This is a genomic window from Aliirhizobium smilacinae (assembly GCF_006335145.1).
GTDB lineage: Bacteria > Pseudomonadota > Alphaproteobacteria > Rhizobiales > Rhizobiaceae > Neorhizobium > Neorhizobium smilacinae.
Map to the genome: position 1 here is coordinate 1,903,343 of NZ_VDMN01000001.1, position 26,549 is coordinate 1,929,891.

28 protein-coding genes are annotated in these 26,549 nt (G+C 59.9%); 22 read left to right on the plus strand and 6 right to left on the minus strand.

Translation table 11 applies throughout. From position 1 onward, the window contains the following. Positions 1–65: 65 nt before the first annotated feature. The 11 genes from FHP24_RS09285 to FHP24_RS09335 all read left to right on the plus strand — a co-directional run bounded on the left by FHP24_RS09285 (position 66) and on the right by FHP24_RS09335 (position 11,222). A complete protein-coding gene (locus FHP24_RS09285) occupies positions 66–470 on the plus strand; it encodes a septal ring lytic transglycosylase RlpA family protein (protein WP_139675744.1) in 405 nt (134 codons plus the stop codon). Positions 471–591: 121 nt separating this feature from the next. Beyond that, positions 592–1,881: an RsmB/NOP family class I SAM-dependent RNA methyltransferase gene (locus tag FHP24_RS09290; protein ID WP_139675746.1), complete on the plus strand. Its 1,290-nt coding sequence runs from the start codon at positions 592–594 to the stop codon at positions 1,879–1,881. Positions 1,882–2,017: 136 nt separating this feature from the next. Next, positions 2,018–3,295 carry an imelysin family protein gene (locus FHP24_RS09295; RefSeq protein ID WP_139675748.1) on the plus strand — a complete coding sequence of 426 codons (1,278 nt, stop codon included), beginning with the start codon at positions 2,018–2,020 and terminating at the stop codon, positions 3,293–3,295. Between the two features lie 45 nt (positions 3,296–3,340). Continuing rightward, positions 3,341–4,879: a di-heme oxidoreductase family protein gene (locus FHP24_RS09300; RefSeq protein WP_139675750.1), complete on the plus strand. Its 1,539-nt coding sequence runs from the start codon at positions 3,341–3,343 to the stop codon at positions 4,877–4,879. Continuing rightward, entirely contained in the window at positions 4,879–5,991 is a 1,113-nt protein-coding gene (locus tag FHP24_RS09305) for an imelysin family protein (RefSeq protein WP_139675752.1), read from the plus strand. Before FHP24_RS09300 ends, FHP24_RS09305 begins: the two co-directional genes overlap by 1 nt. A gap of 1 nt (position 5,992) precedes the next feature. Then, positions 5,993–7,078, plus strand: coding sequence for a DUF1513 domain-containing protein (locus FHP24_RS09310; RefSeq protein ID WP_139675754.1), 1,086 nt, complete (start codon positions 5,993–5,995; stop codon positions 7,076–7,078). Between the two features lie 37 nt (positions 7,079–7,115). Then, positions 7,116–7,568, plus strand: coding sequence for a TspO/MBR family protein (locus FHP24_RS09315; RefSeq protein WP_139675757.1), 453 nt, complete (start codon positions 7,116–7,118; stop codon positions 7,566–7,568). A 72-nt stretch (positions 7,569–7,640) separates the two neighbouring features. After that, complete coding sequence (locus FHP24_RS09320) at positions 7,641–8,090, plus strand: PaaI family thioesterase (protein WP_139675759.1); 450 nt, start codon at positions 7,641–7,643, stop codon at positions 8,088–8,090. Beyond that, positions 8,087–8,725 (plus strand): 5'-methylthioadenosine/S-adenosylhomocysteine nucleosidase, encoded by a 639-nt coding sequence (locus FHP24_RS09325; RefSeq protein ID WP_139675761.1) that lies wholly within the window; start codon positions 8,087–8,089, stop codon positions 8,723–8,725. The genes FHP24_RS09320 and FHP24_RS09325 overlap by 4 nt, the downstream gene beginning before the upstream one ends. Positions 8,726–8,764: 39 nt before the next feature. Next, positions 8,765–10,342 carry a glutamine-hydrolyzing GMP synthase gene (guaA, locus tag FHP24_RS09330; RefSeq protein ID WP_139675763.1) on the plus strand — a complete coding sequence of 526 codons (1,578 nt, stop codon included), beginning with the start codon at positions 8,765–8,767 and terminating at the stop codon, positions 10,340–10,342. Between the two features lie 286 nt (positions 10,343–10,628). Next, positions 10,629–11,222: a YqaA family protein gene (locus tag FHP24_RS09335; RefSeq protein WP_139675765.1), complete on the plus strand. Its 594-nt coding sequence runs from the start codon at positions 10,629–10,631 to the stop codon at positions 11,220–11,222. Between the two features lie 14 nt (positions 11,223–11,236). Here the strand turns inward: FHP24_RS09335 and FHP24_RS09340 are convergent, their stop codons facing one another. Next, the gene (locus FHP24_RS09340) at positions 11,237–11,794 is read right to left on the minus strand and encodes a methylated-DNA--[protein]-cysteine S-methyltransferase (protein ID WP_139675767.1); all 558 of its coding nucleotides are present in this window, start codon (positions 11,792–11,794) and stop codon (positions 11,237–11,239) included. A gap of 330 nt (positions 11,795–12,124) precedes the next feature. On the opposite strand from FHP24_RS09340, the gene FHP24_RS09345 reads away from it, so the two are divergent. Further along, complete coding sequence (locus FHP24_RS09345) at positions 12,125–12,556, plus strand: 2'-5' RNA ligase family protein (protein WP_180355935.1); 432 nt, start codon at positions 12,125–12,127, stop codon at positions 12,554–12,556. A 197-nt stretch (positions 12,557–12,753) separates the two neighbouring features. Here FHP24_RS09345 and FHP24_RS28695 read toward each other — a convergent pair whose 3' ends face one another. Beyond that, the gene (locus FHP24_RS28695) at positions 12,754–12,918 is read right to left on the minus strand and encodes a hypothetical protein (protein WP_180355936.1); all 165 of its coding nucleotides are present in this window, start codon (positions 12,916–12,918) and stop codon (positions 12,754–12,756) included. Between the two features lie 204 nt (positions 12,919–13,122). Between FHP24_RS28695 and FHP24_RS09350 the strand changes: the two genes are divergently transcribed. The 3 genes from FHP24_RS09350 to FHP24_RS09360 all read left to right on the plus strand — a co-directional run bounded on the left by FHP24_RS09350 (position 13,123) and on the right by FHP24_RS09360 (position 15,284). Then, positions 13,123–13,476, plus strand: a complete 354-nt coding sequence (locus tag FHP24_RS09350; protein ID WP_139675770.1) for an ArsC family reductase — start codon at positions 13,123–13,125, stop codon at positions 13,474–13,476. 2 nt (positions 13,477–13,478) lie between these two features. After that, positions 13,479–13,952 (plus strand): Cys-tRNA(Pro) deacylase, encoded by a 474-nt coding sequence (gene ybaK, locus FHP24_RS09355; protein ID WP_139675772.1) that lies wholly within the window; start codon positions 13,479–13,481, stop codon positions 13,950–13,952. Positions 13,953–14,030: 78 nt separating this feature from the next. Then, a complete protein-coding gene (locus tag FHP24_RS09360; RefSeq protein WP_139675775.1) occupies positions 14,031–15,284 on the plus strand; it encodes an aminopeptidase in 1,254 nt (417 codons plus the stop codon). Positions 15,285–15,350: 66 nt separating this feature from the next. On the opposite strand, the gene FHP24_RS09365 is transcribed toward FHP24_RS09360, so the two are convergent. After that, on the minus strand, positions 15,351–16,460 hold the full coding sequence (locus FHP24_RS09365) for an endonuclease/exonuclease/phosphatase family protein (RefSeq protein ID WP_139675777.1): 1,110 nt from the start codon (positions 16,458–16,460) through the stop codon (positions 15,351–15,353). A gap of 190 nt (positions 16,461–16,650) precedes the next feature. Here FHP24_RS09365 and FHP24_RS09370 point away from each other — a divergent pair, with 190 nt between their 5' ends. After that, the gene (locus FHP24_RS09370; protein WP_139675779.1) at positions 16,651–17,394 is read left to right on the plus strand and encodes a ParA family protein; all 744 of its coding nucleotides are present in this window, start codon (positions 16,651–16,653) and stop codon (positions 17,392–17,394) included. A gap of 44 nt (positions 17,395–17,438) precedes the next feature. Here the strand turns inward: FHP24_RS09370 and xseA are convergent, their stop codons facing one another. Then, entirely contained in the window at positions 17,439–19,046 is a 1,608-nt protein-coding gene (gene xseA / locus FHP24_RS09375; RefSeq protein WP_139675781.1) for an exodeoxyribonuclease VII large subunit, read from the minus strand. Between the two features lie 156 nt (positions 19,047–19,202). On the opposite strand from xseA, the gene FHP24_RS09380 reads away from it, so the two are divergent. Next, on the plus strand, positions 19,203–19,466 hold the full coding sequence (locus FHP24_RS09380) for a spike base protein, RCAP_Rcc01079 family (RefSeq protein ID WP_139675783.1): 264 nt from the start codon (positions 19,203–19,205) through the stop codon (positions 19,464–19,466). A 214-nt stretch (positions 19,467–19,680) separates the two neighbouring features. Beyond that, positions 19,681–19,905 (plus strand): hypothetical protein, encoded by a 225-nt coding sequence (locus tag FHP24_RS09385; RefSeq protein WP_139675785.1) that lies wholly within the window; start codon positions 19,681–19,683, stop codon positions 19,903–19,905. 1 nt (position 19,906) lies between these two features. Here the strand turns inward: FHP24_RS09385 and FHP24_RS09390 are convergent, their stop codons facing one another. Further along, positions 19,907–21,748 carry a hypothetical protein gene (locus FHP24_RS09390; RefSeq protein WP_246091642.1) on the minus strand — a complete coding sequence of 614 codons (1,842 nt, stop codon included), beginning with the start codon at positions 21,746–21,748 and terminating at the stop codon, positions 19,907–19,909. Between the two features lie 133 nt (positions 21,749–21,881). Here FHP24_RS09390 and FHP24_RS09395 point away from each other — a divergent pair, with 133 nt between their 5' ends. Both FHP24_RS09395 and FHP24_RS09400 read left to right on the plus strand, forming a co-directional pair. Continuing rightward, on the plus strand, positions 21,882–22,940 hold the full coding sequence (locus FHP24_RS09395) for a glycosyltransferase (RefSeq protein WP_139675788.1): 1,059 nt from the start codon (positions 21,882–21,884) through the stop codon (positions 22,938–22,940). Then, entirely contained in the window at positions 22,937–23,314 is a 378-nt protein-coding gene (locus FHP24_RS09400; protein ID WP_139675790.1) for a GtrA family protein, read from the plus strand. Before FHP24_RS09395 ends, FHP24_RS09400 begins: the two co-directional genes overlap by 4 nt. Before the next feature lies 1 nt (position 23,315). Here FHP24_RS09400 and FHP24_RS09405 read toward each other — a convergent pair whose 3' ends face one another. Then, positions 23,316–24,302, minus strand: a complete 987-nt coding sequence (locus tag FHP24_RS09405; protein WP_139675792.1) for a Gfo/Idh/MocA family protein — start codon at positions 24,300–24,302, stop codon at positions 23,316–23,318. Between the two features lie 190 nt (positions 24,303–24,492). On the opposite strand from FHP24_RS09405, the gene FHP24_RS09410 reads away from it, so the two are divergent. Both FHP24_RS09410 and FHP24_RS09415 read left to right on the plus strand, forming a co-directional pair. Next, entirely contained in the window at positions 24,493–25,437 is a 945-nt protein-coding gene (locus tag FHP24_RS09410) for an aldo/keto reductase (protein WP_139675793.1), read from the plus strand. 118 nt (positions 25,438–25,555) lie between these two features. Further along, positions 25,556–26,515 (plus strand): aldo/keto reductase, encoded by a 960-nt coding sequence (locus FHP24_RS09415; RefSeq protein WP_139675794.1) that lies wholly within the window; start codon positions 25,556–25,558, stop codon positions 26,513–26,515. Positions 26,516–26,549 lie beyond the last annotated feature (34 nt).

Genomic DNA, 26,549 nt, shown 5'->3' on the forward strand with positions numbered 1-26,549 from the left:
ATTTTTCGCCTCGCCTTAGCCAATTGCACGCAACGTGCAGGGACTAAACGACGGGGACGACCGACTTGAAAATAGTTCGACGCCTAACTGCCGCCACGGCCGCCATTGCTGCTTTTGCACTACTCGGCCAGGCGCAGGCGAATGCTGCGCCCGGATGCGGACACGCTTCCTGGTATGCTCTGACTTCCAAGACCGCATCCGGTGAACGGATGAATGCGGCCAAACTCACCGCCGCGCATCGCTCGCTGCCTTTCGGCACCAAGGTGCTTGTGACCAACAAGCGCAACGGCAAAAGCGTGATCGTGCGCATCAATGATCGTGGCCCGTTCATTCGTGGCCGGGTTATCGATGTGTCCAAGGCTGCGGCCCAGAACATCGGCATGGTTTCATCCGGCACCGCACAGGTCTGTTATCAGATCGTTGCCAACGACCAGAAGGTTGCAGGCAAGGGCTTGAAGGTCGACGGCTGAGACCGGACACGGTCTTTGCAACCAGGGACAGGCCTTGCCACTGCAGGCCTCCCCCTTGCCCTTCTACCCGATCGCGGTTACGACCGGCTCCATACGGGTTCATCCGATACGGAGTTAAGACATGCGACTGGGCGGCCGAGTAACCGGAGCTATCGAAGTTCTGGCTGATATCGAAGCACGCAAACGCCCGGTGGCGGATGCATTGAAAGACTGGGGCCTCGCCCATCGTTTCGCCGGCTCCGGCGACCGGGCAGCCATCGGCAATATCGTCTACGACGCATTGCGCATGCGGCTTTCCCACGCCTGGCTTATGGACGACGACAGCCCGACGGCGCTGGCCTATGCCGTGCTCCTGCGCCAGTGGGGTTTTTCGAAAGACGCGCTGGACGCCGATTTCGCCGAAGACAAATTCGCCCCCCCGGCCCTTACCGACGCCAATATCTCCGCATTTTCCAGCCGCAAGCTCGATGACGCGCCGCTGCATGTTCAGGGTGACATCCCGGATTGGGTGCAACCGTCGTTCGAAGCCAATTTCGGCGACGGCTGGCTGAAAGAGGCAAAGGCACTTGCCGGCCGCCCGACGCTGGACCTGCGCGCCAATACGCTGAAAGCCAATCGCGACAAGGTGGTGAAGGCGTTGGAACGTTCCGGCGCAAAGGCTGCCGCGATCGCCCGCAACGGTATTCGCATCGCAGCCGGCGAAGGCGCTTCGCGCCTGCCGAACGTCACCGCCGAGCTTTCCTTCCAGAAAGGCTGGTTCGAGGTTCAGGACGAAGGCTCGCAGATCGTCGCCGATCTGGTGCAGCCGGGCGAACACGACCAGGTGCTGGATTATTGCGCCGGCGGTGGCGGCAAGACGCTCGCCATGTCGGCCGCGATGAACAACAAGGGGCAGGTCCATGCCTATGACGCCGACCGCAAGCGCCTGGCACCGATCGTCGAGCGTCTGCGCCGTGCGGGCACGCGTAACGTCCAGGTTCATGACGACCCACGCCAGCTCGAGACGCTGAAAGAAAAGCTCGATGCCGTTCTCGTCGATGCGCCCTGCACCGGCACCGGCACATGGCGCCGCCGCCCGGACACGAAATGGCGGCTGACGCAGAAGAACCTCGACGAACGGATCGCTCAGCAGCAGGACGCGCTCAGCGAGGCTGCCCGCTTCGTCAAGCCGGGCGGATCGCTGCTTTACGTCACCTGTTCGGTGCTGCCGGAAGAGAATGATCGTCAGGTCGAGCGCTTCTGCGCCGACAATCCGGCCTTCTCGATCACCCCGGTATCCGATGATTGGGCGAAAATCTTCGGTTCGGGCGTTGCACGACCGCGCGCCACGGATGCAGGCACAATAACGCTGACGCCCGCAAGTACCGATACGGACGGCTTCTTTTTCTGCCGCATGCAACGCAAGGTTTGACTTTCATCAAGTCCAAGGCGAAATCGCAACCATAACTTCAAAACGTTCTAAACTAGAAAGTTTGACACCACTTTTAATTCGCGCCAAGAACTCTCTTTGGCGACGTCGTGGGATCGGCGCCGCAAAGGAGAGGGACATGACCCGCAAAACCTTGCTCGGCGCCGCTATGGTGCTTTTTGCCGCATCGACGGTGTTCACGTCGCTGCCGGCTCGTGCAGAAACTACGCCGGCTGCCGTGCTAAAGCACTATGCCGAATTGGCGCAGGCGAAATATTCGGACTCGCTATCGACGGCGCAGGCTCTCGACAAGGCAATCGACGCCTTGATCGCCAAGCCCAGCGAAGCGACGCTGAAGGCGGCCAAGGCGGCCTGGATCGCCGCTCGCGTGCCTTACCAGCAGTCGGAAGTCTATCGTTTCGGCAATCCGATCGTCGACGAGTGGGAAGGCAAGGTGAACGCCTGGCCGCTCGACGAGGGCCTGATCGATTATGTCGATCCGTCCTATGGCACCGAGAGCGATGAAAACGCGCTTTACACCGCCAACGTGATCGCCAACCCCAAGCTCAAGATCAATGGCGAAGAGGTCGATTTTACCGAGATCACGCCGGAGAAGATCCGCGGCCTGCACGAGGCGGGCGAGATCGAGGCCAATGTCGCGACCGGTTATCACGCGATCGAATTCCTGCTCTGGGGCCAGGATCTGAACGGCACCGGAGCCGGGGCCGGCAACCGCACCTATACCGATTACGACAAGGCGAACTGCACCGGTGGCAATTGCGATCGACGCGCCGCCTACCTGAAGGCCGCATCGACGCTTCTGGTCGCCGACCTGAAAGACATGGTAACGGCCTGGGCTCCGGATGGCGAAGCGACGAAAAACGTCGAAGCCGACGGCAATGCCGGGCTGACCGCGATCCTGACCGGCATGGGCTCACTCTCTTATGGCGAGCTTGCCGGCGAGCGCATGAAGCTCGGCCTGTTGCTGCACGATCCGGAAGAAGAGCATGATTGCTTCTCCGACAACACTTATGCCTCGCATCTCAACGACGCGATCGGCATCAAGTCCGCCTATACGGGCCAATACACCCGTGTCGACGGCACCAAGATGACCGGTCCCTCGCTTTCCGATCTCGTTGCCGCCAAGAACAAGGCGCTCGACAAGGAAATCAAGGGTAAGCTCGACGCGACGCTCGCCGCGATGAACGTCATGAAGGACCGGGCCCAGAAGGTCGAGGCCTATGACCAGATGATCGGCGAGAACAACACCAAGGGCAACGCCGTCGTCCAGAAGGCTATCGATGGCCTGATCGACCAGACCAAGAGCATCGAACGCGTCATCGCGTCGCTGGATCTTGGCAAGATCGAGCTTGAAGGCTCAGACAGCCTCGATAATCCTGACGCCGTATTTAAATAATCGAAGAAAAGGCGGGTCTCACCTTCGGGTGGGGCCCGATCATTCATGGGCGCATTCAGAGCCTTCCCATACTTGCTGCCTCTGCTTTCCGGCGCACTCGTTCTGGTGCCGCTGATTGCGACCGGCAGCGACAGCCAATTGCCCAAAGCACGGACCGACCTCAATCCGAAGGATCTGAAGCGGGTCACGAGCGTGACGAAGCCGACCGCGGATTTTTCCAAGGCCGAGCAATTCGAGACCATGTCCGGCGGTGCGGCGACGACGAAGGCAATCGTCAATGGCGATGCGTTTTCACATTTTTCGCCCAATATCACCTTTGAGGAGGAGCAGGATTTCAAGCTTGGGAACGCGCTATTCACCAAGCTGTGGGTATCTGCCCCCTCCTCCACCCAGGCTTCCGACGGGCTCGGGCCGCTGTTCAATGCACGCGCCTGCCAGAGCTGTCATCTGAAGGATGGTCGCGGCCATCCACCCGAAGGTTCCGCAGACTCAACCTCGATGTTCCTTCGTCTGGCGCGGCCTGCCCGCACCGACGAGGAACGCGAGGCGATTGCCGATTTCCGAAAGATCAATTTTCCTGACGCGGTTTATGGCGAACAGTTTCAGGACCTCGCCGTTCCGGGCCTTCAATCCGAAGGCAAGATGCAGATTGCCTACGAGGATGTTCCGGTCACACTGGGAGACGGCGAGGTGGTCAGCCTGCGCAAGCCGACCTATTCCGTCACCAATCTCGGATACGGTCCGCTGGAAGGCGACGTGACGCTGTCGCCCCGCATCGCACCACCGATGATCGGCATGGGGCTGATCCAGGCGATCCACGAGGCCGATATTCTGGCGAAGGCGGATCCCGACGACAAGGATGGCGACGGCATATCCGGCAAGGCGGCGCTGGTGCGTGATCACCGCAGCGGCGAGGTGAAGCTCGGCCGTTTCGGCTTCAAGGCACAGAATGCCTCGGTCCGCGAGCAGTCCTCGGGTGCCTTTGCCGGAGACATCGGCATATCGACGCCCGACGATCCCTTTTCGCACGGCGACTGCACGAAGGCGCAAGATGACTGTCTCGCCATGCCGACAGGCGTTCAGGAACGGCTGGGGCCGGTCGAGGCACCCGATCCGGTGCTGCCGCTCGTCACTTTCTATTCGGAAAACCTGGCCGTGCCGGCCCGCCGGAATATCGACGACCCGATCGTGCTGAAGGGCAAGGAGATGTTCTACTCGGCCGGCTGCACCGCCTGCCACACGCCGAAATTCGTTACCCGCCGCGATGCCGGCAACAAGGCGCATGCCTTCCAGCTGATCTGGCCCTATTCCGATTTTCTGTTGCATGACATGGGCGAAGGTCTGGCCGATGGCCAGCAGGTGGGCGTGGCCAACGGGCAGGAATGGCGCACCCAGCCTCTGTGGGGCGTCGGGCTGACCAAAACCGTCAACAATCACACATTCTTCCTGCATGACGGGCGTGCCCGCAATCTGACCGAAGCGATCCTCTGGCATGGTGGCGAGGCGGAAGCCGCGCGCGGCGCATTTGCAGCCATGCAGAAACAGGATCGCACGGCCCTTCTCACCTTTTTGGAGTCGCTCTGATGCGCAAGACCGTTGCCGCCAGCCTGATCGCACTGCTTCCCGCAGCATTCGCTCCTGCCGCCTTTGCGCAGGAGGCCGATGTGGCCCCGGCTGTCGAACTACCCGCAGCAACCGTGACGAAGGTGATGGCGGCCGCCGTCGACGGTTTCATCCGTCCGGGTTACGACGCGTTCCAGACATCCGCCGAAGAGATGACGGCGACGATGAAGACGCTTTGCGCGGCGCCCTCACCGGCCAATTACGATGTGGCGAAGACCGGCTTCGGCAAACTCGCCACCAGTTGGGCGCATATCGAAATCGTACGCACAGGCCCGGTGATCGAGCAGAACCGTTTCGAGCGCATATTGTTTTATCCCGACCGCAAGAGTACGGGACTGAAACAGGTGCAGGCGGCTCTCTCCAAATCCGACGAGACGGCAACCGATGCCAAAACGCTTGCCACCAAGAGTGTCGCGACGCAGGGTTTGGGCGCGCTGGAATATCTTCTGTTCGGCACGGGCTCAGATACGCTTAGCTCCGGAAATGACTTCCGTTGCCGTTACGGGGCAGCCGTTGCCGAAAACGTCGGGAATGTTGCGGCAGAAATCGCAGGCATTTGGGAAGCGCCGGACGGCATTCAGAAAGCCTGGGAGCAGCCCGGCGCCGACAACCCCATCTTCCGCACCGGCGGCGAGGCGATCACCGGCCTGCTCGGCATTCTCGTGCATGGCGCGGAAGCGGTGCGCGACCAGCGGATCGAGACTTTTTACAAGGGCGCGGACAAGGCAAAATTTCCCAAACAGGCACTGTTCTGGCGTTCGCGAAACACCTGGCCGATGGTCAAGGCCAATCTCGACGGGCTGTCGGAACTGTTGACGACATCCGGCATGGTCGAACTGCTGCCGGAAAAGGACCGGGGGATCGTGGCCGCGACTCAAGAGAAGCTGAAGGCGATGTCCGCATTGGCGGGTGACGTGAAGCCGGATCTCGAAAAGGCGGTGGAGGACGCGGGCGAGCGCAAGAAGCTCGACACGCTGCTGGCCGACGGCAAGGACGTGATCGCCAAGCTCAACGACGGATATGGCGGGGCGATCGGCCTCTCCTCCGGCTTCTCCTTCGCCGACGGAGACTGAGATGGCCTGGAACGGCGAGATCATCGGCCGTCGGGCGTTTCTGAAAGCTACCGGCATTGGTTTTGCGGCCACCCTCTCGCCCGGGTCGCTGCATGCGCTGGAGCGGGCCGATGCGGTCTATGCCTCCGGTTATCGCGCACCGGACGGGTCGTTCGGCATTGCCACGGTTTCCGAAGGCGGCGAGATCATCGACCGGGTGGCCCTGCCCGCCCGTGCGCATGGCATGGCCTTCAGTTCCGCCAGCGGCCGCGCCGTCGCCTTTGCCCGCAGGCCGGGCACGTTCGCGATGGTATTCGATCCGTCGCGACAGGCGGAGCCAATCGTCATAACCGCGCCGGAAGGCCGGCATTTCTATGGGCACGGGCATTTTTCGCCGGATGGCACAGTGCTTTATGCCAGCGAGAACGATTTCGACGGCAATCGCGGCATGATCGGGCTTTACGACGGCCGGTACGGCTTCCGGCGGATCGGCGAATTCGACGCCCACGGCATCGGCACCCACGACATGACCGTCTCGGATGACGGCACTATGCTCGTGATTGCCAATGGCGGCATCGAGACCCATCCGGATTTCGGCCGCACCAAGCTCAATATCGACCGCATGGAACCGTCGCTGGTGGTGCTGGACGTAAAAAATGGCGCGCTGATCCAGAAGCACAGGATGCCCTCGTCTCTCAGCCAGCTTTCGACCCGGCATCTGGACATAACCGAGAGCGGTCGCATCTGGTTTGCCTGTCAGTGGGAAGGGGCTCGCAACGAAAACCCGCCGCTGGCTGGCTGGTTCTCGAAGGGCGAAGATATCGCGCTGCTTTCGCTGCCGGATGAAACAACCGCGCGGCTTGCCAACTATGTCGGCGCAATTGCCGTCAACCGCCGCCAAAACATCGTCGGCCTCACCTCGCCGATCAACGGTGCCTCTGTCACCCTAGATGCAAAAACGGGTCTCGTGCTTTCGGAAGATACCATACGGGAGGCAGCCGGCGTTGCGCCGGCTGCGCATGGCATAGCCGTGTCTTCCTATGACGGCCATTTCAACCAGACCCGCAGCGACGTGGCCTGGGATCAGCACATCATCCGAATAAAATGATCTTTACTCAGGTTGCGGCAGCCCTAGATCACTCGCCATGCGTAAAATACTGACGTTTGCTTTCTTCATTTTCGCCTGCGTTGCCATAGGTGCGCTCAGCAGTTATGCGAATACTCCGGGCGAATGGTACCAGTCGCTGCAAAAGCCGTTCTTCAATCCGCCCGACTGGATTTTCGCACCCGTCTGGGCGGGGCTTTACGTGATGATCGGGGTTGCGCTTTCCACGACATGGTTTGATGAAAACAATACGGCCCGGCTGGTGGTTTTCGCCATACAGGGTTTTCTCAACGTCATCTGGTCGCCGGCCTTTTTCGGGCTCCAGAGCCCGCTTCTCGGCCTCGTCATCATAGTGCCGATGCTGGCCTTCATCCTTCTGTTCATCATCATGAGTTGGCGGCCCAACCGGCAAGCGGCGCTGCTTTTCGTGCCCTACGCACTCTGGGTCGCATTTGCCACGGCGCTCAACCTGTCGATCGTCATCCTGAATTGACAAAAGTCATTTTGTCACGCTTGCCCATAACCTCTCCACATGCCAATTTCCGCCTTCGGACAAGGGCAGACCATGAAGATTACCGATCCAGGCGACTTTCACGAACGCATCCGGCGCAGTTTCCGGAACCAGAACGCCATGGGAATGCTCGGGGCCGAATTGACGCGCATCCAGCAGGGCATGGTGGAGATCGAGCTCCCCTTCGATCCGAAGCTCACCCAGCAGCACGGTTTTCTGCATGGCGGTGTGATTTCCGCGCCGCTTGAAACAGCCTGTACCTATGCCGCTTATACGGCGATCGCACCCGACGTCTCGCTTCTGACGATCGAGTTCAAGGTCAATCTGCTCTCCCCCGGCCGCGGCGAACGTTTCCTTTTCCGCGGTGAAGTCACCAAGCCGGGCTCGACGATCATCGTCGCGGACGGTCGCGCCTATGCGATCAGTGACGGGCCGGCAAAACTGATCGCCTCGATGACCGCATCGATGATGGTGATCCGCGACCGGCTGGACGTCGTCGAATGAGTTTCAAGTTGAAGCGGATCGGACAGCACGCGGTGCTGTTCGTAATGGCGGTGGACGCCGAATATGGCCCTCACCTCAAATCCCGCATCAAACCGCTGATGACCGGCGTCGGGCCTGTCGAGGCTGCGATCGTGCTCTCCCACACGCTGACCAGGCTGCAGGGCGCAAATGAGCTTCCCGATCTGATCGTCTCCCTTGGCTCGGCCGGATCGCGCATGCTCGAACAAACCGAGGTCTATCAGGCCTCCTCTGTCGCCTATCGCGATATGGACGCTTCTCCGCTCGGCTTCGAGAAAGGCCGTACGCCTTTCCTCGACCATCCGGCGATCATACCGCTGCCGCTCAAAATCCCCGGCGTTCCCGAGGCGTCGCTTTCCACCGGCGGCAACATTGTCTCCGGCTCCGCCTATGATCTGATCGCAGCCGACATGGTCGATATGGAGACTTTCGCGGTGATGCGCTGCTGCCAGCTTTTCGATATTCCGCTGATCGGCCTTCGCGGCATTTCCGACGGCAAGGCCGAGCTGAAACACGTCGATAACTGGACCAAATATCTGCACGTGATCGACGAGAGGCTGGCGCAGGTGGTCGAAAGACTCGAAAACGCCCTTGAAAGCGGCGATTTGGTGTTGTGAGCTGTTGCGGAAATCGCAACATTTCTCTAAATGCTCGCCATGACCCAGATAGCTCATCCCGACAGCATCCTCATCATCGATTTCGGCAGCCAGGTGACGCAGCTGATTGCGCGCCGCATCCGCGAAGCGGGTGTCTATTGCGAAATCCATCCCTTCCAGAACGCTTCTGAAGCCTTCGACAGGCTCGCCCCCAAGGGCGTGATCTTCTCCGGCGGCCCGGCCTCGGTCACGACCGAAGGCAGCCCACGTGCGCCGCAGGCGGTGTTCGACAGCGGCGTGCCGATCCTAGGGATCTGCTACGGCCAGCAGACGCTCTGCACCCAGCTCGGCGGTGTCGTCGAAGGCGGCCATGCTGCCGAATTCGGCCGCGCCGACGTGGAGGTCAAAAAATCGAGCCCGCTGTTCGACGGTTTCTGGGAACAGGGCGGACGTTATCCCGTCTGGATGAGCCATGGCGACCGCGTCACGCAGTTGCCGGACGGTTTCGAAGTCATTGCGACGTCGGAAAACGCTCCGTTCGCCATCGCAGCCGACGAAAGCCGTCACTACTACACGACGATGTTCCACCCGGAAGTGGTGCACACGCCGGATGGCGCCAAGCTGCTCTCCAACTTCGTGCACAAGATCGTCGGCCTGAAGTCGGATTGGACCATGGCTGCCTACCGCGCGGAGATGATCCGCAAGATCAAGGATCAGGTCGGTTCTGAACGCGTCATCTGCGGCCTTTCGGGCGGTGTCGATAGTTCCGTTGCGGCGGTTCTGATCCATGAGGCGATCGGCGACCAGCTGACCTGCATCTATGTCGATCACGGCCTGATGCGTCAGGGCGAGACCGAACAGGTCGTCGGCATGTTCCGCGATCATTACAACATCCCGCTCGTCCATGTGGATGCTGCCGACCTGTTCCTCGGACAGCTCGAAGGCGTTACCGACCCGGAAGTGAAGCGCAAGACGATCGGCCGGCTGTTCATCGAAGTGTTCGAGGCGGAAGCTGCCAAGATCGCAGCCGACGGCAAGGGCTCGCCGCGCTTCCTCGCACAGGGCACGCTCTACCCGGACGTGATCGAAAGCGTCTCCTTCTCCGGCGGTCCTTCCGTCACGATCAAGAGCCACCACAATGTCGGCGGTCTTCCCGAGCGGATGAACATGCAGCTCGTCGAGCCGCTGCGCGAACTGTTCAAGGACGAAGTCCGCGCACTTGGCCGCGAGCTCGGCCTGCCGGAAAGCTTTATCGGCCGCCACCCGTTCCCGGGTCCGGGCCTCGCGATCCGCTGCCCCGGCGGCGTGACCCGCGAAAAGCTCGATATCCTGCGCAAGGCGGATGCGATCTACCTCGATGAAATCCGCAAGGCCGGTCTTTACGACACGATCTGGCAGGCCTTTGCCGTGTTACTGCCGGTGCAGACCGTCGGCGTCATGGGTGATTACCGTACCTATGATTTCGTCTGCGCGCTTCGCGCCGTGACCTCGGTCGACGGCATGACGGCGGATTTCTATCCCTACGACATGAACTTCCTCGGCCGTGCGGCAACCCGCATCATCAACGAAGTGCGCGGCATCAACCGCGTCGTCTACGACGTGACCTCGAAGCCGCCCGGCACGATCGAATGGGAATAAGAGACTGATGAGACTGTCGGTGCGCTTTTACGATAGGCGCGCCGACACTGTCTTGCTGTCAGGATCTTCACATTTCAGACGAAATTTTAGGGAATTGGATGCTGAGGCTAGCTTGGCCTGTCAGAGATTCCGAAAGAGAAATACCGTTCAGCTAACTATCAGCTTCGGGATCTAAGGTTGCGGTTCAACCTCATCTGTGGACGGATAGGGCAGACAGATAATCGAGCCGCCTCCACGGTACCTTTCATCACCTTAGGATTTTCTCCCAAGTTCCGGATCCCCTACCATGCTCCAACGCCTATATGACTGGACGATGGCGCTCAGTGCCCGCAAATCCGCGGAAATCTGGCTTGCCGTTATCGCGTTTGTCGAAAGCTCTGTCTTTCTCGTGCCCGCCGACGTGCTTTTCCTGCCGATGGCTCTGGCCCGGCCGGAACGCGCCTGGCGCTACGCGCTGGTCGCCACGATCTTTTCAGTTCTCGGCGGTATTGCGGGCTGGTGGATCGGCTCGTTTGCCTTCGATGCTATCGCCGTTCCGATCCTGGATTTCTGGGGTAAGCTCGACACGTTCAACGAACTGAAATCGGGCATAACCTTCGAGACGATCCTGCTGATGCTGGTAACCTCGGGTTTCGCGCATCTGCCGCCGATCAAGGTGGTGACGATCCTCTCGGGCGCCGTGCATGTGAATATCTGGCTGTTTATCGTCGCGGCGCTGATCACACGCGGGGCCCGCTTTTTCCTGCTGGCATGGCTGTTGCGACGTTACGGCGAGAGTATTCGCCACTTCATCGAGAAGCAGCTCGGAAAGATCGCCATGATCGGTGCAGTCGTGTTGATCGCCCTTTTTGCAGGCTACAAGCTTCTATTGGCGCACTGACCGCGCACCCGCGCTCAAAACCCCAGCGATTGCTGCGCCGGCTCGGGCGGCGTCAGGCGTACGCCTTCAAGCTCGAGCATGCGCTGCTTCGAACCCGATCCGCCGGGTGCCGAGAAGCCGCCGATCTTGCCGCCGGCAGCCAAAACCCGATGGCAGGGAATGATCAGTGCTACCGGGTTCTTCGCCATGGCCTGCCCGACATCGCGGGCCACTTCCGGGCCCAAGCCCAGTTCCCTGGCGATCGTGCCGTATGTGGTCGTGTGACCCCAGCCGATGCGGCGGGCCGCCGCATAGATGCTTCTGAACACGTCGTCCTGACCTGCAAGATCTAGGCGAATATCGGAAAAATCGATCCGTTCGCCGGCAAAATACCGTCTTACCAGCGCGATCGTATTCTCGATCTCGGCAGGCGGATGCGATTTGTGCGCATCGGTTATCCGGCGCTGGAGAAGCTTTTCAGTAGATAGTTCACTGCCGGTTGGTAGCTGGAAACGGGTGATCCCGACGTCATTCCAGGCAATGCCGCAGAAGCCGCTTGCGGTTTCGAAGACCGTATAGCGATGTCCAGCCATGATCTCACCTCAGTTTACGTGATTTCTGTTGCAGAATCGCCTTTTGTGGACAGGCAATCAACCCGTTTCTTGCGCGGGACGTTCGGCAGAGCATAACTCAGCTGATATTCCTATGTTCACTTTTTGTTCTTTATTGTCAATTCAATCACGCTATACTGGCTCAACCGCATGATCCCGCACTAACGAAGAATGGGAGGTGCAGAGTTGCTGTACGGCCAGTCCTCGATGCCACTGACAGGAAATGCCCCTAAGGAAAGCGGTTTACGGAACCCACGCTCCGCGCTTTCGCGACGAAGCAAGCTCTTCTTCGTGCTAAAACCTCCGCCATCGATGAGCGAGGAGATTTACGAGACGGCTTGCAAACACGCGCATGGCCGTACCAACCGCCAGCCTCACCCGGCAGACTTGCTGCATGTGAGCCTGCTTTTGGTGGACGAATTCGACAAACCACCCTACGAACTCAAGCCCCGGATAGAGGCTGCAGTCGGATCGATTTCGGCGCGCCCGCTGAAGGTTAGGCTCGACGGGTGTGATCTTTATGGAGGTGAGCGGCATCTGGCGCTGACGGGCGGCGGCAACAGCGTCGACATTCAAGCTTTCGCGCGAATGCTCCACCGCGCGCTGACCAAGCATAACCTGCCGAGGCAGGCCTTTAGACTACCCTCGCCTCACGTCACCATCATCTATGGCTACGGGCGCAGGGAACTTCTGATTGTCGGAAAACCGTATGTCTGGCTGGCCAGCGAATTCGCGCTTGTCTAAAGCCACAATGGCGACCGGCGCCACGAAGAATTCGGGTCCTGGCGTTTCGATGCCAAAGCCCCGCCATATCCCAAACCACCAACCCAGTTAAGTCTTTTAACTGAGCCAATGGTCTGAAGCGGCTGATGCCTCGCTCTCACAATTCAGGCCGCCATTTTACATGACGGCCCGCGGGAGACGAGAAAAATTCCGGGTAATCAGCCGATGCGGTCGAAGGCGCGCGGGTCGATGCCGAGAATGGTCAAGTCGCTGTTCTTCGGACGGCGATGGTTTTCAACGGCAGCCGAAGCAGAAACTGCAGCGCCGAAAATTGCGAAGGCGCGACCAAGACGGCTACCACGGTTTTTGTTCTGGGCGGACATGACATCTACTCCTTTTCTGATGCCTAATATATGCGCTCAAGACCCTTGCTGCACAACGCATACGCGCACAGGTCAGCCATGCAGACTTGGCATGCCGCTATTTGATCTGCCTCATTGGCTTGCATTCCCCGACGTGCTCTTGTTATCGCTTCGCTGACCAAACTGGTTCGCCCGGGCTGGGCAAACGAGATAAAGGACGGCGAAATGGCGACCATCATCTACGGCATCAAGAACTGCGACACGATGAAGAAGGCGCGGACCTGGCTGGACCAGCGCGGCGTGAGCTATGCATTCCATGACTACAAGGCCTCGGGCATCGATCGTGGTCATCTGCAAGCATGGGTCGAGAAAGCCGGATGGGAAACGGTGCTGAACCGCGCCGGCACGACCTTCAAGAAACTCGACGAGGCCGATCGTCAGACTATCGATCAGGCAAAGGCGATCGAGCTGATGCTGGCGCAGCCATCGATGATCAAACGGCCTGTGCTGGAAGCGGATGGAAAGCTGCTGATCGGCTTCAAGCCGGAAATCTACGAAGACGCTTTCCGGGACGCTTGAACATGTCGAAAACCACCCGCGCGACACAAACCCTCGATCGGCTGAAAATAACCTTCACCACCGTTACCTACGAATACGATCCCAATGCGGACCGGATCGGGCTTCAGGCGGCAGAAGCGATCGGCGAAGAACCGCGAAAGGTTCTCAAGACATTGATGGCCGAGGTCGATGGCAAGCCGGTTTGCGTCGTGGTCCCGTCCGATCATGAAGTCTCGATGAAAAAGCTCGCCTCGGCCTTTGGCGGAAAATCGGCGCATATGATGAAGCCGGCCGATGCCGAGCGGGCGACGGGATACCATGTCGGCGGCATCAGCCCGCTCGGCCAGAAGAAGCTGGTGCCGACGGCGATCGAAATCACTGCGCTCGAAGAACCCTATATCTTCATCAATGGCGGCCAGCGCGGGCTGCAGATACGCCTCGCGCCCAAGGATGCGAAAGACGCACTGAAGGCGATTGCCGCACCGCTGATTGCCTGAGAACTTGCCGCAAAGACTTCAATTTTGCCCCAAAGCTCTCTAAGTCTTGCCTGACAGGAAAACTCGAGAGGCTGTGCCATGACCATCGTCCCCAACTTCCAGACCGCCATAGACCCCAAGAAGCTGGAGAAGCTTGCCGAAGTCGCGGTGAAGGTGGGGCTGGGGCTCGAAAAGGGGCAGGACCTCGTCATCACGGCGCCTGTGGCGGCGCTGCCTCTGGTGCGGTTCATCACCAAACATGCCTATATGGCGGGTGCCGGCATCGTCTCGGCCTTCTATTCCGACGAGGAAACGACGCTGGCGCGTTATCAGCATGCGCCCGACGCCAGCTTCGACAAGGCCGCCGGCTGGCTATACGAGGGCATGGCCAAGGCCTATGAGAATGGTGCTGCTCGGCTTGCTATCGCCGGCGACAATCCGATGCTGCTGTCCGAACAGGATCCGTCGAAAGTTGCGCGCGCCAACAAGGCGAATTCCATGGCCTACAAGCCGGCGCTGGAAAAGATCGCCAATTTCGACATCAACTGGAACATCGTCTCTTACCCAAACCCCTCCTGGGCCAAACAGGTCTTTCCTGATCTGCCGGAAGAGGCGGCCGTCGCAAAGCTGGCCGAAGCGATCTTCGCCGCCTCGCGTGTCGATGTGGCAGATCCGATCGCGGCATGGGCTGAACACAACGCCAATCTGAAGAAGCGTTCGACCTGGCTGAACGGCGAGCGTTTTTCGGCCCTGCATTTTACCGGCCCAGGCACGGATCTTTCCGTCGGGCTGGCAGATGGCCATGAATGGCATGGCGGTGCCTCAAAGGCCAAGAACGGCATTATCTGCAACCCCAACATCCCGACAGAAGAAGTGTTCACCACGCCGCATGCGCTGAAGGTTGAGGGGCATGTGTCGAGCACCAAGCCGCTTTCGCATCAGGGCACGCTGATCGACGATATCCAGGTGCGGTTCGAAGGTGGCCGCATCGTCGAGGCGAAGGCTTCCAGGGGCGAAGAGGTGCTGAACAAGGTGCTGGATACCGACGAGGGCGCACGCCGGCTCGGCGAAGTGGCGCTGGTGCCGCATTCGTCACCGATCTCGGCAAGCGGCATCCTGTTCTACAACACGCTGTTCGACGAAAACGCCTCGTGTCACATCGCGCTCGGCCAGTGCTATTCGAAATGCTTCCTCGACGGCGCTTCGCTTTCGCCCGAACAGATCAAGGCACAGGGCGGCAATTCTTCGCTGATCCATATCGACTGGATGATCGGCTCCAACAAGGTCGATATCGACGGCATCAAGCCGGATGGTTCGAAAGTGCCGGTGATGCGCACGGGCGAGTGGGCCTGATTTGGATTGGCGCAATTCCGGACGCAAAACCGGTTTCCACTTTTGCTGGAATTGCGCGCCCCTTTCTCAGATATCCAGATCGACCCAGATCGCGGCATGATCCGATGCCGCGTGTTCGGGGCTGGTGACCTGCGGATAAGTCTCCCAGCGCTTCGGCCGTGATCCCGGCCACGCGCCTTTGCGAAATACCCCGCCGCGCGTGACCTTTCCAAAAAGCTTGGGTGACAGAAGCAGATAGTCGATCTTGTTGCCTTCGTTGCCGAGCCCGAAAGTGCCGGGAAACCCGCCATCATCGAATTGCGGGTGTCTGAAGGCGTCCTTGAGCGAGCTTTCGATCAGCGGCTTCAGAGGCTCGCTGTCCGGTGTGTCGTTGAGATCTCCGATGACGGCAACATAATCGATCCCGTCCGCGAGCAGCGCCTCGCAGATCTCCTTTACCCGTACCGCCTGCGCGCGGCGGCGCGCATTGGAAGACTGTGCGCTGCCGAAACCCTTGCTCTTGAAATGATTGACCAGCACGACGAGCGTCGAGCCCTTTGGCGTGGCGATATAATATTCCGGGCAGTCGCGGGAAAAGATCACGTCGCCGCCAGCGGTGCGATCATCCACATGGCTGCGCATCATGCCGATCGAAAAGTTCTCGCGGGTCATGATGCCGACGTCTATCCCACGGTCGTCATTGCCGTCGATGACCATAACCTGGCGATAGGGGGTGCCGCCGACCGCCGGCAGAAGTAATGAATTGAAGGCCGAGAGAACCGGACGACTTTCCGCCTCGACGACGCCCAGAACGTCTGCCTCCAGATCGCTCATGACACGGGCCGTGTTGCGCATGGCCTCCTCGTCGACCGGTTCCTCGCGCAATTCGAGCGAACCGACCCAATCAGCCCGCCCATTCGCAATGACGATGACGCCACCATCCGTCGGGCGCTTCAAGAGCTTGCCCCGGTTTCGACGAAGGATGACGAACGGGCCGGTGTCGCTTTTTTCCATGCCGAGCTTGACGACGAGTTCGGCCATGCGCCGTTTGTCGGCATCGCTATAGATGATCTGGCCCAGCAGCCGGTTCAATTCCGCGAATTGCTCCAGCACCTCTCGTCCTTCGCTCCAGGTATCGAGATTCATCGCCTTAGCGCGATCGAAAAGGTTTTCGACGTTGAATGCAGCCAATCTCATCCGCCCCTCCCGCGTTTGGATGGGAATATTACAACTTATATGTTGCATATCCATGTCGCGACGACGCGCGGCAAGCGCGGCGCAAGCTTGTTCATCAAACATTCGCAAATCATCACGACGGAAGCGGATAAGAACAGGCCAAGAAACATGGCTTCTCTCCGTGGTGTTCATGGAAACCGGAGGGTTGTGAATGCCAGTGATTACATTTGCGAATACGAAGGGCGGCGCAGGCAAGACCACGATGGCGCTTGTCACGGCGGGGGAGTTGGCCAGGAAGGGTTTTCGCGTCGCCATGCTCGATGCCGATCCGCAGCAGTGGGTCTCCCGCTGGATGACGCGGATGGCCAAGACGTCGAAATTCTCGATCGTCGCCGATATCGATGCCGACAATATCGAACAGAACATCAAGGACCTGAAGAAGCGCAACGACTATGTCGTGGTGGATCTACCCGGCGGCGTCACGCCACTGCTCGCCAAGGGTCTCGGCCTGTCCGATCATGTCTTCGTACCGGTCCAGGGCTGCGCACTGGATGCGGCTGGCGGCGCGCAGGTGCTCGACATCCTGAAGAAGCTGCAAAGCGAGTGCGGTATTCACATCGCGCATTCCGTAGCGCTTACCCGCGTCAGCTCGATCATCACCACACGGGCGCTGCTTGCCGTCAAGGGTATGCTGGCGCAACAGGGCGTCCATGTTCTGGCGACGCCACTGATCGAACGCGCCGCCTATCGCGACATGTTCGATGCCGGCACGCTGATCGATGCGCTCGATCCGGAAGCCGTCAGCAATCTTGCCAAGGCTCAGGACAATGCACGACTGCTGGTCGAAGAGATCACCCAGCTTGTCCCCGTCCCGGTCAAGGTTCCGAAAGCAGCCAAAACCAGCGCAAAAACGCCGGCACCCCGCAAGACGACGGCCGCCAAGAAGGCTGCCTGATCCCATCTACACCGGCTGGAATTCACTCCTTCCAGCCAACCATTTCAGAAAAGACTGCCCTGCTTCGGCGGCACGGATGTCACGTCGGGCTTCGGCGCCTTTCGCTTCGGCGGAATTGCTGCCGGAGCCGCCTGTCCGGGATCTGTCGATTCTCCGGCAATCGCCGAGATGCGACCATCGGCGAACTCGATCGAAATCGCGCTGCCTTCCGCAACATTTGCGGCGCGCGTCAATGGGCGATCTTCGCCATCTCTCACCACCGCATAACCGCGCTTCAGCACGTTCTTGTATGACAGCGACTGCAGAACGCGATCCTGCCCCGCCAGCGCCGCGCGGCCGCGCGACAGCGTGTGACTGACCGCCGTATCGGCATGCCGTATCAAGGACGCGAGGTTCTGTCGTTCTCGCTGCAGATGCGCTTCGAGCCGGGCCGGCAAAGATTTCAGCGATGCATCGAGACGCGCGATCCGTCCCTTTTCGCTCAGGATCTGCCGCTCCACGCAGCGATCTGCCCGCAACAGGCGGTCTGCAAGGATTTGTCGTTGCTGCACGAGCCTGCCGGTCAGGAGTTCGAACCGCAGACCCGAGGCGGCGCGCTCGAAGGTGCGGCGCTTGGCGATCGTCGTGCGTTCCAGACCGCGACCGAGACCCGCCGCCGCCTCGTCGAAACGGCGGCGTGGAAGCGCCAGCAACTGATCGAGCGAGGGAAGCGCGCGCACCAGCGCACGCAGCGACTGCCGCCGGTGATCCATCTGCCGCGATGCACTGCCACGCAGACGCGCGGAAAGGTTTGCCAGCTGGGCATCGAGATCGGCTTTCACCGGCACCGCCATTTCCGCGGCTCCCGTTGGCGTCGGCGCACGCACGTCCGCTGCATGATCGATCAGCGTCCAGTCGGTCTCGTGGCCGACGGCGGAAATCAGCGGAATGGTGCTTTCGGCTGCCGCCCGCACGACGATTTCGTCGTTAAAACTCCAGAGATCCTCGAGGCTGCCGCCGCCACGGGCGACGATCAGCACATCCGGCCGTGGCATCGGATCACTGGGACCAACCGCATTGAAGCCACGGATCGCGGCTGCAACCTCTTCCCCTGACCCTTCGCCCTGAACCTTCACCGGCCAGACTACGACATGGACGGGAAAACGGTCGGTGATGCGATGCAGGATATCGCGGATGACAGCCCCCGTTGGAGACGTAACGACACCGATGACACGCGGCATATAGGGCAGCGGCCGCTTGCGCTCCCGGTCGAAAAGGCCTTCGGCCGCAAGCTTGCGGCGGCGCTCTTCCAGAAGCGCCATCAGCGCACCGGCGCCTGCAGGTTCCAGGTTCTCGATGACGATCTGGTATTTGGACGACCCGGGGAAGGTGGTGACCTTGCCGGTCGCGATCACTTCCATCCCCTCTTCGGGGCGGAACTTCAGTTTGGAAAACGTGCCTTTCCAGACCACGGCATCGATACGCGACCTGTCGTCCTTGAGGCTGAAATAAGCGTGACCCGACGAATGCGGCCCGCGATAGCCGGAAATCTCGCCCCTCACCCGCACATGGTCAAAGGCGTTTTCGACGGTCCGTTTGATCGAGCCGGAAAGCTCCGACACCGAAAATTCCGTCAGATTGCTGGATGCGTCGGGTGCAAACGTGCTGCTCATGCTCCCGTTCTAACCGATCGGCAGGAGGATTTCACCCGCCGACGCGCGGATTGATGTGGACGAGATAAGGAGCGCCATCGATCATTTTGCGCCATTTTCATCCCCGCAGCCTGGAGCTGTGAGAAAATCCACGCAGATCAACCAGGAGAACTCATAATGCCCGACCCTTTTGCCAATACCCAGCCCTCCCTTTCGAGCCCCGCATCCGCCGGAATGGCCGTCACTCCGAGCGATACCACCGCCTTGTCCGTTTCCAGCCGTGCGATTTACATCGGCAGCGGCGGCACATTGGCGATCCGGATGATATCCGGTGATGACCTCACATTCATCGGCGTGCCTTCCGGCAGTTTCCTGCCGATCCGGGTCAGCCAGGTCCACGCTACGGGCACGACAGCGAGCGCAATCGTCGCATTGTTCTAATATGCGAACCGGACAATAATGGAACCCGGCCAATGCTTCGGCGTTTGGTCCTAAGTGGAGGAGAGGACTTAGGTCCGGAAACACCCGACCTAAGTCTTAACAGTGTTCGGAAAATCGTAGCTAAAAAACTGACCCGCCGTTAGGCATGATGCGAAAGCATTTTTTAGAGGGTAGTAAGATATACGATCTCCAACACCAAGGAAGGAGATCGGCCGTGTTATTCCTGACGGCAACAACCATTGGCCTCTTGGCCGGCATGACACGCAACCTCGCGTCGATAATCGCGGCTGCATTGCTTATTCCCCTGGTCTTTCTTGTTGCAGCCGTCTTCGGCGCCACAAGCATGCTCGGATTGCTTATCGCTATTCTTGGTTTCAACTTTGGCCTCGTCAACCTTATCGTTGCCGCCGCCTTCATCGAGACGTTCCGTCACGCCTGAATCATTTCGGGCCAGCTTCGTTAACGACGAAAAGCTGGAATTTTCCGTTCGAGCGGACCGGCGACAGATAGACCGGGACTTCGCCTCTCGCCAGTGAAGCGTAGAGACCCTCACGATTTAGCTCGATCAGGTTTTCGGTCTGCGGATCGTTTTTGCAGAATGCAACAGCCGTCACGCCTGACTGCTTGAGAAGTCCGAAGGCATCTGCCGAGCTTGCCATTCCGATGTGAAGCTCCGCCAGCATGCCTGCCTGATTGCGATGGTAGGGCGCAGTCAGGACCCGATGCCGGGTGAACCTCAATATACCTGCGCCCCGGTTTGACGGAGCGGCAATCGTTCCCGCCGGCAGGCTGTGAAGTGCCGCCATATCTTCCGCATCGCCGCATGAATCCTCTTCATTTGCATTTTCCATCGACAGCACATTCATGCTGGCGGATGCTATGCCCTGTTTCCACACGACTCCGGCCAGCCCCCAGACGACGGGAACGGATGCGAGCGTTACCGCGACAAATCCGAGATTGATCAGAAGACTCTTGGGATTTTCACGCGCCTTCATCTGAAGATCGGCAATCAGCAGCGCGAGCGGCGGGATGCTGAGGAGGTTGGCGAACAGGCTGCCGCGAATCTGGACCAGAGACACTGCCCAGGTCACGGCGATCAGCACCAGAAACAGGAGATGCAGTCCGCGCTCATTACCGCGCCAGATTTGAATGAGGCAAACGAAGATAGAGACCAGCCCGACGGCGTAAAAACCCGCAATGGTTTCCGGAAACTGCTTCATCTGCGCGGTAATCGATTGCGCTTCCGTCACATGGTTCAGCCATAGGTCCACCAGCATCGGATCGAGATTGGCGAGCGGACTGCCAAGGCATTGCGGCGCGATGATCATGGCGGCAGCGCCGAGACCTGCACCGAGCACGACGGACGCAGCAATCCTGACACTCATCGTGATGCGCGCGGGAAGGCAGGCAAGCGCGAAAAGCCCAACACCACCCAGTGCGGAGAGCGAATAGAAACCGAGCGAGAGGTTGTCGCAAGTGACGGCGGTGTAGGCGCTCGGCGGAACCGTGCCGAAAAATGCAGCAGAGATTGCCAGCGCCAATGACAGACCAAAAGCGCGCGCGCCGGAAGCAGAGGCCGCTCCCTGCCAGATCCAGCGCGCGCCGACGCAGAGGCAGACTGCGGCAACGAAAGGTACGGTTTCGGCTCCGATAGCAATTGCCAAAGCTGCGGCAATGCCGGCTGCGGCGTGGCCCAGCGCGCCCCCGCGGCGATCCGCAAGAAGCGCTGCGATCCAGATCGCCAGAACCAGCTGGACATTATGATGATCGAGCGCACCGGGACGGAATTTCACGCAGGTGAAAGCAAAGATCGCACCGAGGCCGAGCGCGATATGCATTGCCCGTGCGCCGTCGACCTGCTCCCCCATACGCCGGCCTGCAAACCCGAAGGCGAGCAGAAGCGGACCGATGAGCAGAAGCGGCCAGACACTTGCCGCCACGCCTTCCGCCATCTCCGCAGGCATGAACAGAGAGAACAGTTTTATCAGCCCGGCAATCGGCGCGTCGATGAAACGGGACCAGTGCATCAAAGTCCCGCCGGAAAGTCCAAGGCGGTATTGCATCAGGTCGAACCAGCCCTGCCCGCCGAGCCAGTCGCGTATTTCGACAAGCCGCATGACATCGTCGTTATCGGGGCCGATCAGGTCTTTGGCCTTGGGTAGAGAGATGAGCGCGATGGCGCCTGCGGTGACCAGCCAATAAAGCATGGCGGCAGGAAAAAGCCGGGACAGAACGGAACCGGCAGCAGGTGCAGCATCCTGCCGGGAGATCTTATCCGTCATCGTGTTCATCATTCACACTTGTTTTGAGCGCTTAAGGAAGTGCCGCAACCTAAACTTAACCTTCCCAAGAAATAGTAAAGCAGACAGGGCAGACCTTATCTGCACTGGATTTTCCACGTACAGAGTGAAAATCATGAGTGATACTTCTGCCGGCGCTTTGAACGGCTCCGCTTCCGCCATCCAGACAGGTTCCATCGCCGGCGATCTGTCGGTTGCGGTGTTGATCCCCTGCTATAACGAGGCATCGACGATCGGCGCCGTAGTGCAAGAATTCCGCGAGGCGCTGCCCGGTGCGCGCGTCTATGTCTATGACAACAATTCCACCGACGGCACGGCGCTGAAAGCGATGCTGGCCGGTGCCGAGGTGATGCGCGAACGCCGCCAGGGCAAGGGTCATGTGGTGCGCCGCATGTTTGCCGATATCGAGGCCGACATCTACATCATGGCCGATGGCGACGGCACCTATTCGCCGAAGGATGCCGAGGAACTGATCCGCATTCTGCTTACCGAACGGGCGGACATGGTTGTCGGCACCCGCCGCGGCGTGCATGACGATGCGGGCCGCCAGGGCCATGCCGCCGGCAACCGGCTGTTCAACATCCTCTACCGCGCCATCTTCGGCCGGGATTTCACCGATATCTTTTCCGGCTACCGCGCCTTTTCCCGCCGTTTCGTCAAAAGTTTCCCGGCTGTTTCGGGCGGCTTCGAGATCGAGACGGAAATGTCGGTCCATGGATCGCGGCTGAAACTGCCGGTCACCGAGATCGAACTGGATTACGGCCGGCGCCCTGAGGGCTCGCATTCCAAGCTCTCGACATATCGCGATGGCGGAAAAATCCTCTGGATGTTCGCCATGCTGATGAAGGAAACACGACCCTTCGCGTTTTTCAGCGCTATCAGCATGGCGTTCATGGCAACGAGCCTGATTTTCATGACGCCCGTGCTGATCTCCTATTTCCAGACAGGCCTTGTCGAGCGTATGCCGACCTGGGTCTTTTCGCTGGTGCTGATGGTCCTGTCGTCTCTGATGTTCACCGCCGGCCTGATCCTCGATTCCGTCTCGCGGGCACGGGCCGAACAATTGCGCATCCACTACATGAGCCTGCCGCTGCAGACCCGGACCACGGCGTCCGCAACGAGCGCCGCCACCCTGGAGGCTGGCGCTAATCGGCTTAACAAGAGCGCGGCATGAAGCGGATTTTCTGGTTCCTGTTCGCCGGCGGCATCGGTTTTCTGATCGATGTCGGCGTCAACCATCTGCTTTTGACCTATACGCCGGTCGGGCCGTTTCTCTCCCGCATCCCGGCGATCATGGCGGCGATGAGCTTCACCTGGTTCATCAATCGAAACCGTACCTTCGAACCCTCACCGCATTCGCTTGCGGTGGAAGGGCTTCGATACTGGACGGTCGGGATCACCTCGTCGCTGATCAACTACGCGATCTATTCCGCCCTGATCGCCCGCGCACCGATCCAGCCGGCGGTCGCGATCGTCTTCGCGTCCGCGGCTGCAACGGTCTACAGCTTCTTCGGTTATTCCCGCTTCGTCTTCCGCCACAAGACCTAGATCAGACGGTCTCCCATCCATCGTGCTCACCGGCACGGTAGACGGCATCGATGAAGCGCTGGTTTTTGACCGAGCTTTCCAGTGTCACGATCTGCCCCTCTTTACCGTCCACGGCACGCGCGAAGGCTTCGATCTGCTTGCGATACTGGCGGCTGTCGGGGAAACGGAAGATCTGCGAGACATTGTGCTTCTGGTTGGTGAGCTCGACTTCCTCGGCGCCGTAACGATCGGCGTTGAACGGCGATTTCAGCTCAATAAAACCTTCGGTGCCGTGGAAGACCATGATCTGCCGGTTCGCCATCTGGGTGGCGATGTAGAAGCTGAGTTCGAAACTGCCGAAATCGGCCTTCACGCTCGCATAGATGTCGGTGCCGAAATCAGGATCACGGCGCACCACCGCCTGGACCCGCTGCGGCTCCTGATCGGTCGCAAACCGGGTTGCGATCGTCGGGTAGACGCCGATATCCGGCAGGGCGCCGCCGCCGAGTTCGGGAATGTTGCGCATATTGCCGGCGTCGCGGTTGAAATAGCTGAAAGCGCCCTGGACGTGCTTCAGCTCGCCGATTGCGCCGTCCTTCAGAAGCTCCCGCACCTTCAGCCAGACCGGCGCGTAAGTGACCATGAAAGCTTCCGATACGACCACCTTGTTGCGGTCGCGGGCCTCAATCAGCGCATCCAGCTCTGACGCCTTCAGCGCCAGCGGCTTTTCGACGAGAACATGCTTGCCGGCGTTGGCCGCCTTGATCGACCATTCGACATGCTGGCTGGTCGGCAATGGAATATAGACGGCGTCGATCACGTCCGAGGACAGCATTTCCTCATAGGAGCCGAAGGCACGCGGTGCGCCAAACCGGTCGGCCAGCGCCCGTGCCTTTGTCACATCGCGGCTTGCAACTGCCGTGATGACCGCATTTTCGGCATCCTGGATCGCCGGCATCACGGCATCTTTTGCAATCTTGGCCGTCGACAGAATTCCGAAACGCAGCATGACACTCTCCCTTTGCATTTGTTCCCGCAAGCTTAGGGTGGTCATCGGGCGGGTTCAATGCGCGCTTTTGGCTTTCTTGAAAAATGAACCTCAAGCACAAATTAATCGATTGCGGCCCTCCCGTTTGCGGGTCTAACCTTCGCCCTCCCGCCACAGACGATCTCAAAATCAGAATATCTGGAGAATTCCCATGGAGTTGCGCAAACTCGGCCGGACCGGTCTTTCCATTTCCCCTGTCGTATTCGGCGGCAATGTGTTCGGCTGGACGGCCGACGAAAACACCTCCTTCGACCTGCTCGACCGCTTCTTCGAAGCCGGCTTCAACACGATCGACACCGCCGACGTCTATTCGAAGTGGATCGACGGCCATATCGGCGGCGAAAGCGAGACGGTGATCGGCAAATGGCTGAAACGTGGCACTGTTGCCCGCGACAAGGCGATCATCGTTACCAAGGTCGGCCATCCCTCGATGGATGACAGGAAGCTCAAGGCCGGCTGGATCGTCGAGGCCGTCGAGAACTCGCTGAAGCGCCTGCAGACCGATTATATCGACCTCTACCTGTCGCATTTCCCGGATGACGACACACCGCATGAAGAAACGCTCGGCGCCTATGCGAAGCTGAAGGAACAGGGCAAGATCCGCGCCATCGGCTGCTCCAACTACAGCGCCGAACAGTTGAAAGCCTCGCTGGAGGCCGCCGCGAAAAACGGTCTGCCGCGTTACGACGTGCTGCAGCCGGAATATAATCTCTACACCCGTGAAAAATTCGAAGGCCCGCTTGCCGATCTCTGCATCGCCGAGGATATCGGCGTGATCAGCTATTACGCGCTCGCCGCCGGCTTCCTGACCGGCAAATATCGCAGGCCGGAAGATGCTACGGGCAGCGCCCGCGGTTACCGCATTCCGGATTACCTCAACGACAAGGGCACAAAGGTGCTTGCCGCACTCGATCAGGTCGCAGCGGAAACCGGCGAGAGCCTTGCCACGATCGCAATCGCCTGGGTCGCAGCCCGGCCCGGCATCACTGCACCGATCGCCAGCGCCACCAGCCTGAAGCAGCTTGATGCGATCATCGCGGCCGGCAAGCTTAAGCTGACCGACCCCCAGATGAAGCTGCTCAACGACGCCGCTTGAGGAAACTGGCTAACATCATCGTGACCGGTGAAGCGGTGTGAACAGCGCATCGCTTCTCCTAGATCAAAAGGAGCCGGCGCTCGTCGGCTTCTTCCTGCAATAGACATTGGAGACTATCATGGATCTGCGCGTACTTGGCCGGACAGGCCTTTCCATTTCGCCCGTCGTTTTCGGCGGTAACGTCTTCGGATGGACGGCAGACGAGAAAACCTCCTTCGATCTGCTCGACAAATTCTTCGATGCCGGTTTCGACACGATCGATACCGCCGATTGTTATTCCGGCTGGGTTCCTGGCAATGTCGGCGGTGAATCCGAAACGATCATCGGCAAATGGCTGAAACAATCCGGCCGCAGCAGAGACAAGTCCGTCGTCATCACCAAGGTCGGCTCGACACCACAGGGCAGCGCCATGGAAAAGGGCCTCGCCGGCGCACGTGTCGTCGATGCGGTCGAAAGCTCGCTGAAGCGCCTGCAGACCGACTATATCGACCTTTATCTCTCCCATTGGCCTGACCCGCAGACGCCGCACGAGGAAACGCTGGCCGCTTTCGCCAAGCTGAAGGAACAGGGCAAGATACGCGCCATCGGCTGCTCGAATTTCGATGTAGGCCAGCTTAAGGCATCACTCGAAGCCGCCGACAAGGCCGGCCTGCCGCGTTATGACGTGCTGGAGCCGGAATATAATCTCTATGACCGCTCAGGCTTCGACGGGCCGCTGGCGGAACTCTGCAATGCGCAGGATATCGGCGTGATCACCTATTTCAGCCTCGCGTCCGGCTTCCTTACCGGCAAATACAAGAGCAAGGCGGAAGCCGAGGCCAACAAGAACCGTGGCGGCATGGTGGCAAAATATTTCGACGACCGCGGGATCCGCATTCTCGCGGCCATCGACGAGGTTGCGGCAGAAACCCATTCGCAGCCTGCCTCCGTGGCACTCGCGTGGATTTCCCAGCGGCCCGGCGTAACGGCGCCAATCGCCAGCGCCACCAGCGCCCGTCAGCTCGAGACACTGATTGCCGCGGGCAATCTCAAGCTCACCACCAACCAGATGGCGCTGCTCAACGACGCCAGCGCCTGAGCAACAATAGGGCGGGCCGCCAAGCGGTCCGTTC